The following is a 6113-nucleotide window of genomic DNA, read 5'->3' on the forward strand; positions in this document are numbered from 1 at the left end:
AGTGGATGCTCCGCGACACTGCGGCCGCKCACGATTTTCATTATACCGCGCTACGTTATTTTAACGTTGCTGGCGCCGATCCAAAGGGCCGGACCGGCCAATCGACCAAAGGCGCAACGCACCTGATCAAGGTTGCGTGCGAGACTGCCCTTGGAAAGAGACGCTACATGGAAATCTTCGGTCATGATTTTCCGACGCCAGACGGCACATGCGTCCGCGATTACATCCACGTCAGCGACCTCGTTGCGGCGCATCGGCTGGCTCTTGAGCGGTTGCGGGAAGGTGGCAGCAGTATGGTCGCCAATTGCGGATACGGCCGCGGGTATTCGGTGAAGGAAGTGATCGAAAGCGTGGAGCGCGTGCATGGTTCGCCCATCGACGCACGTCTGACCGGTCGGCGGCCCGGCGACGCGGCTTCCATCGTCGCCGATAGCGGCAAGGCCCGGGCTAATCTAGGTTGGGAACCCAAGCTCGATGATCTCGACAAAATCGTTGAATCTGCCCTTCGGTGGGAAAAATCTCTTCAGCATCGCAATACCAGTCGCTGAAAACGCTGCTTTTCCTTTGATTCGTCGTCCGGCGGCTTTGCAGATTGGAGAACTGTCTAAGACTAAAGACTGCGTCGCAGCGACACATTGCTTTAAGCCCCTCAAGGCACGAAAAGGGAACTTGTTCGTAGTTAATGGGTTTAGTCTACGAAAGAAAGTTGGAGTTTAAGCAACGATGGACGGCATTAACCGGCCCAACGAAAAAGAACTTTCAAGGATCTTGCGACGACAAATCTCCCAGTCGTCTTACAGATCGGCAATTCGTGCTGCAGGGATATACAAGGTCGACGAGACGGTTCCTGAAAGCCTTCTTGATCAGCTCAGACGGCTTGATGAAGCCGAAAGGAACCGGCGCGGTTAATCGCAGCCGCTATATAGAAAACGAAAAAAGAGGCGGGCCAAAGCCCGCCCCTTTCACGTCCGGCGCAAACCCTTAGGCGGCGAGCGCCAGATCATTAGTGTGATCAAGGGCCGAAGAAATCGCTTTGGCTTCAGCTTCCGGGCCCATGGCAACGCCTTCGATGCGAATTACCTCGACATCGGTCATACCGAGAAAGCCGAGTGCTGTCTTCAGGTAAGGGGTCGCATGGTCGAGGGCCGCGGCCGGACCATCCGAGTAAACACCACCAGATGCGATCACTACATACACTTTCTTGCCAGTTACAAGACCTTTCGGGCCCTCGGCGCCATAGCTGAACGTTCTGCCGGCGCGAGCGATATGATCGATCCAGGCCTTGAGTGTCGAGGAGATGTTGAAGTTGATCATGCCGGTAGAGATGACGACGGCATCAGCAGCGAAGAGTTCGTCTACAACTGCGTCGGATACGCCGACAACATTTTGTTGCTCGACAGAACGGGACTCGACGGGTGTGTAGATGCCCGAAGCATAGTCAGCATCAATATGGGGAAGAGGGTTGCTCGCGAGGTCGCGGGTAACGATTTTCGCACCAGGCGTTTTCGCCTGCAGTTTATTGGCGAGTTCCGTTGCGACGCGAGTCGAATGGGAGGCGGCGGCACGTGGGCTCGATGTAACGAGAAGTATGGAAGACATAGCCTAAGTTCCTTCAGTTGATTTTGTCTCGGTGAGAACAATCCGATTGCTGTAATTTGGTTCTCGACATCCATTTAAAAAACTGGGAAAATATCGATCTAATCCATCTAAATGATCGATAGGTGTGGCGATGCAACCCAACCCTACCCTTGACCAACTTCAGGTCTTTGTTGCTGTTGCGGAGACGGGAAGCTTCTCGGCGGCGGCRCGACGTCTCAACCGATCTCAATCAGTCGTCAGCTATACGATCGCCAATCTGGAAGCCCAGCTTGAGCTGCAGCTCTTCGAGCGCGGCGGGACACGCGAACCGCGGCTAACAGAAGGTGGGAAAGCCATGCTCGAGGATGCGCGACGCATGGTTTCGGTCTTGCAAAGCCTGCGCGCGCGCGTCGAGGGATTGAAGCAGGGGCTCGAGTCAGAAGTCGCCGTTGCCGTCGACGTCACGCTGCCTTCGCCTGTTCTGACGGCAGTACTCAAGTCGTTCCAGCTGCAGTTCCCAACCGTGAGCTTGCGCCTGCACGTCGGTGCACTTGGCATGGTCTGGGATATCGTGTTGAAAAAGCAGGCCGATTTCGGCATTGGGGGCCCGCCGTTAGTAGCTTATGACGAGCTTGTATCCGTAAAGGTCGGGGAAACTGCGATGACACCAGTTGCAGCGCCCGATCACCCCCTTGCTCTTTACGAGGGACCGGTGCCTCTTTCCTTCATACGCGACCACGTGCAACTCGTTGTCACCGATTTGAGCGAACAAACGAAGGGTCGAGATTTTGGCGTATTCGCCTATAAAACATGGCGGTTGACCGACGTTGGAACCAAGCATGAATTGATGCTGGCGGGCCTGGGCTGGGGTGGTCTGGCAAAATGGATGGTCAAGGACGATCTCGCCGAAGGGAGGCTCGTACATCTCGACCTTGAACCTTATCCGGATGCTTCCTATCCCTTGCTTGCGCTCTATTCGGTAGACAGCCCCCTCGGACCGGCAGCTACTTGGCTGGTCGACCGCTTCAAGCAGGAATTGGCTAAGTTCGAATGATCGATTTCAATCATTGACAAATGTCATGACGTCATGTTGTTTGGCGTTATGTGGTATGAGACAGATATTGTGGAGGGCCGGACGCCAATGTGGTCGCAAATTGCAGAGCGACTGCGACGGGCAATTGAGGACGGCACCTTCAGGCCGGGCCAGGCGTTGCCGGGTGAGGCGGAACTCAACCGCCGCTTTGGCGTAAGCCGGACGACCTCGCGTGCGGCGCTCGACTTTCTGGAGGCGGAAGGATTGATAAGCCGTAAGTCGGGTCGCGGCTCGATTGTCATTGAACCGCGCATAGAACGACCGTTGAATCGTCTCTCATCTTTTTCGGAAGACATGGCGGTGAGGGGCTTGAAGCCCAGTTATCGAACACGGTCACTGAAACTTACGCTGGCGAGTGAATTCGTGGCGACGGAGTTGAAAATAGCCATCAATTCTCCAGTACTCGAGATCGATCGCATCTTACTGGCGGATGAAAGTCCCATGGCGACATCGCTGACGTATCTCGCTCCTGTGGCATTCGAACGGTCCGGACTGCCCACGGTCACTGGTCTGGACGACGGATCACTTTATGGCTGGCTCAAAGAGGCTGCAGGCGTCGCACTGACCGGCGGCCATGAACGAATCGAAGGAGCTATTGCTGACGCGGGCACTGCTCGAAGCCTCGGACTAAAACAGCCGGCCGCGGTTCTGGTTTGCCATCGCACGTCGTGGAATTCCGCAAGGCAGCCCGTCGAATATGTCGTCCTGCACTATCGGGCGGATCGATACAGCTTCCAGGTTGGTCTCGCCCGTTCATAACAACGACGGAACGTCCCCCGCTTTAACCGCATGTAGAAAGTATCACCATGACCTCTCAACCCAAGTCCATCTATCGCGCCAAGCCGAACGCCATCCAGGAAATCTTCAGCCGGCGCAAGGCCGTCATCGGCGTGATCCATTCGCTGCCGCTGCCGGGTTCTCCGAATTATGATGGAGAGCCAATGGAGGATATTGTCACTTTCGCCGTGGCGGAAGCCGGGCGCTACAAAGTTGGCGGTGTGGATGGTCTGATTGTCGAGAACCACGGCGATATTCCTTTTGCCAAGCCGGATCGCCTTGGTCCGGAAACCGCTGCTGCCATGGCAGTCATGACCGATGCTGTTCGCCGCTATAGCGGCCTACCCATCGGCGTCAATGTTCTCGCCAACGGGGCGGTTCAGGCGCTGGCGGTGGCCAAGGCTGCCGGTGCAGCGTTCGTTCGCGTCAACCAATGGTCGAATGCCTATGTCGCCAATGAAGGTCTGATGGACGGACCTGCAGGCGAGGCGGCGCGCTATCGAGCCTGGTTGCGTGCTAAATCCGTCCGCATCTTTGCCGATGTGCACGTGAAGCACGGCGCTCATGCTATTACTGGCGACCGCACCATCACTGAACTCGCACGCGACAATGAGTTTTTCGATGCCGACGTGGCCATCGCCACCGGCCAGCGCACGGGCGATAGCGCCACGATGGATGAACTGCAGACAATCGCTTCCGGTACGTCGCTACCTGTTGCCGTTGGTTCCGGTGTCACACCGGATAATGTAGGCGACATTTTTACTGTTGCTGACGCGGTGATTGTTGCAAGTTATCTCAAACATGAGGGCGCTTGGTGGAACCCGGTCGATCCGGATCGGCTGCAGGTCTTCATGCAAGCTGTCAAGAAAGCGCGGAGCTGACGTCGTGGGCCAAGTGCTCGTTCTCGGCAATGCGGGCCTCGATTTAACGCTCCAGGTGCCGCGCTTGCCGGAAAAAGGTGAAACGCTGCTCGGTGACAGCGCCAATAGCGCGCCCGGTGGGAAAGGGCTCAACCAGGCGGTTGCCGCCGCGCGTACCGGCGCGCAGGTCATCTTCCATTCCGCCATCGGGCACGATGCTCAAGGCGCAGAAATCGCAGCGGCATTGGCGTCCGAGGGCATAGCTGAACTCGAACTGCACCACGTTCCCTATTCGAGCGATTTCTCCCTTTTGATGGTGCTGCCGGACGGTGAAAATAGCATCGTAAGTACGGGAAGTTGCGCCGCCGCATTGACCGAGGAAATGGCAGAACTCTTCTCTGCGAAGGCGAATGCGGCCGATGTTGTGGTGCTGCAAGGTAATCTTCCACAGGCGAGCACCCGGGCCGCTCTCGCGTGTGCAACTGCTCGCGGCGCAACAACAATATTCAATCCTGCGCCGCTATGGTGGGAAGTCGGACCGCTCCTGTCATTGTGCGATATTGTTATCACAAATCGCGGCGAGGCGAAGGCCATCACCGGACTTTCCGAACCAACCAAAGCCGCCGCAGCCCTGTGCCGGCTCGGTGCATCCATGGCGATTGTCACTCTTGGAGCAGGCGGGTGCCTTACATCCGATAGCAACGGAACGATCTGCCACTACCCAGCCTCACAAATTCGTGCAATTGACACGACTGGTTGCGGCGACACTTTTTGCGGAGTGTTTGCAGCGGTGCTTGCGATGGGTTTGGGCCAGGAGACCGCCATCAACCTCGCTCAAAGCGCCGCTGCACTGACTGCACAACGTCGGGGTGCGTTTACGGCTCTGCCCAGCCGCGACGAACTCGCAGTGCTGGTAGCACGTTATAAAAGGCTCGAGAAGTGAAGGAATGGTGCTGCTGGGGAGGATTGAACTCCCGACCTCGTCATTACCAATGACGCGCTCTACCACTGAGCTACAACAGCGTTTCCATATCACATGCGGATCGCAACCATGCCTCGTTTCCGGTATACCACTCCGCGATGAAGTGCTCTACCTGAGTTGCAGCCGATTTGCGAACGCGGCGGACTTCTGCCATATCATTGCTGAAATCGCAAGCAAGCAATCGTAATCTCTATGCCAAATTATGTGTACGCGGCAAAAGCGATGGATCGTTGGGAATAGAATGGCATGAAACTCACTCGGAATATACGTGACACGACATGACTTCGCCGTCGAAAAACCCGAATTCCGAACAGATTAACCGCGAGAAGCGACGTTCCGAACAATTGCGGGCGAATCTGGCACGGCGAAAACAGCAATCGCGCTCGCGCCGTTCTGGTGCCGCAGATGAACGCGACGAGGGAATTGTCGCTGCAAGCGAAAAGCCTTCCGATTCCTCCCAAGAGGAATCAGGAATGACCCAAACAGGGCCATAAGCCTTTCTTGAACCATTTCGTGTGATGGTTTACAGCAACCGGCTCTGCAAAGAGTCTCAACGACAGGACGGGTAGTTTCCCGCGAAAGTGACACAATATGGATCGCATCAAGATTGTTGGCGGTAACAAGCTCAATGGCGTCATTCCAATTTCGGGTGCCAAGAACGCGGCCCTGCCGTTGATGATCGCGTCGCTTCTCACGGATGATACGCTGACGCTGGAAAACGTTCCTCATCTCGCCGACGTTGAACAACTAATCCGTATTCTCGGCAATCATGGTGTCGATTATTCCGTCAATGGACGCCGCGAACGCCAGGACGGCGCCTATT

6 protein-coding genes, 1 tRNA gene and 1 pseudogene are annotated in these 6113 nt (G+C 56.2%); 6 read left to right on the plus strand and 2 right to left on the minus strand.

What is annotated here, in order from left to right; all coding sequences use genetic code 11:
• A partial coding sequence (locus ACXJ5O_RS16365; protein WP_457300812.1) for an NAD-dependent epimerase/dehydratase family protein occupies positions 1 to 548 on the plus strand: 548 nt, incomplete at its 5' end.
• A 433-nt stretch (positions 549 to 981) separates the two neighbouring features.
• Here the strand turns inward: ACXJ5O_RS16365 and ACXJ5O_RS16370 are convergent.
• Complete coding sequence (locus tag ACXJ5O_RS16370) at positions 982 to 1599, minus strand: FMN-dependent NADH-azoreductase (protein ID WP_457300813.1); 618 nt, start codon at positions 1597 to 1599, stop codon at positions 982 to 984.
• A gap of 130 nt (positions 1600 to 1729) precedes the next feature.
• On the opposite strand from ACXJ5O_RS16370, the gene ACXJ5O_RS16375 reads away from it, so the two are divergent.
• The 4 genes from ACXJ5O_RS16375 to ACXJ5O_RS16390 all read left to right on the plus strand — a co-directional run bounded on the left by ACXJ5O_RS16375 (position 1730) and on the right by ACXJ5O_RS16390 (position 5251).
• A complete protein-coding gene (locus tag ACXJ5O_RS16375) occupies positions 1730 to 2632 on the plus strand; it encodes a LysR family transcriptional regulator (RefSeq protein WP_457300814.1) in 903 nt (300 codons plus the stop codon).
• 87 nt (positions 2633 to 2719) lie between these two features.
• Positions 2720 to 3430: a GntR family transcriptional regulator gene (locus ACXJ5O_RS16380; RefSeq protein WP_457300815.1), complete on the plus strand. Its 711-nt coding sequence runs from the start codon at positions 2720 to 2722 to the stop codon at positions 3428 to 3430.
• A gap of 47 nt (positions 3431 to 3477) precedes the next feature.
• Complete coding sequence (locus ACXJ5O_RS16385; RefSeq protein WP_457300816.1) at positions 3478 to 4329, plus strand: BtpA/SgcQ family protein; 852 nt, start codon at positions 3478 to 3480, stop codon at positions 4327 to 4329.
• Between the two features lie 4 nt (positions 4330 to 4333).
• A complete protein-coding gene (locus ACXJ5O_RS16390) occupies positions 4334 to 5251 on the plus strand; it encodes a ribokinase (RefSeq protein WP_457300817.1) in 918 nt (305 codons plus the stop codon).
• 5 nt (positions 5252 to 5256) lie between these two features.
• On the opposite strand, the gene ACXJ5O_RS16395 is transcribed toward ACXJ5O_RS16390, so the two are convergent.
• Positions 5257 to 5331 (minus strand) — tRNA-Thr (locus ACXJ5O_RS16395).
• Positions 5332 to 5881: 550 nt separating this feature from the next.
• Here ACXJ5O_RS16395 and ACXJ5O_RS16400 point away from each other — a divergent pair.
• Positions 5882 to 6113, plus strand: a pseudogene (locus ACXJ5O_RS16400) (UDP-N-acetylglucosamine 1-carboxyvinyltransferase); the annotation flags it as partial.

The organism is Phyllobacterium sp. P5_D12 (assembly GCF_054049495.1).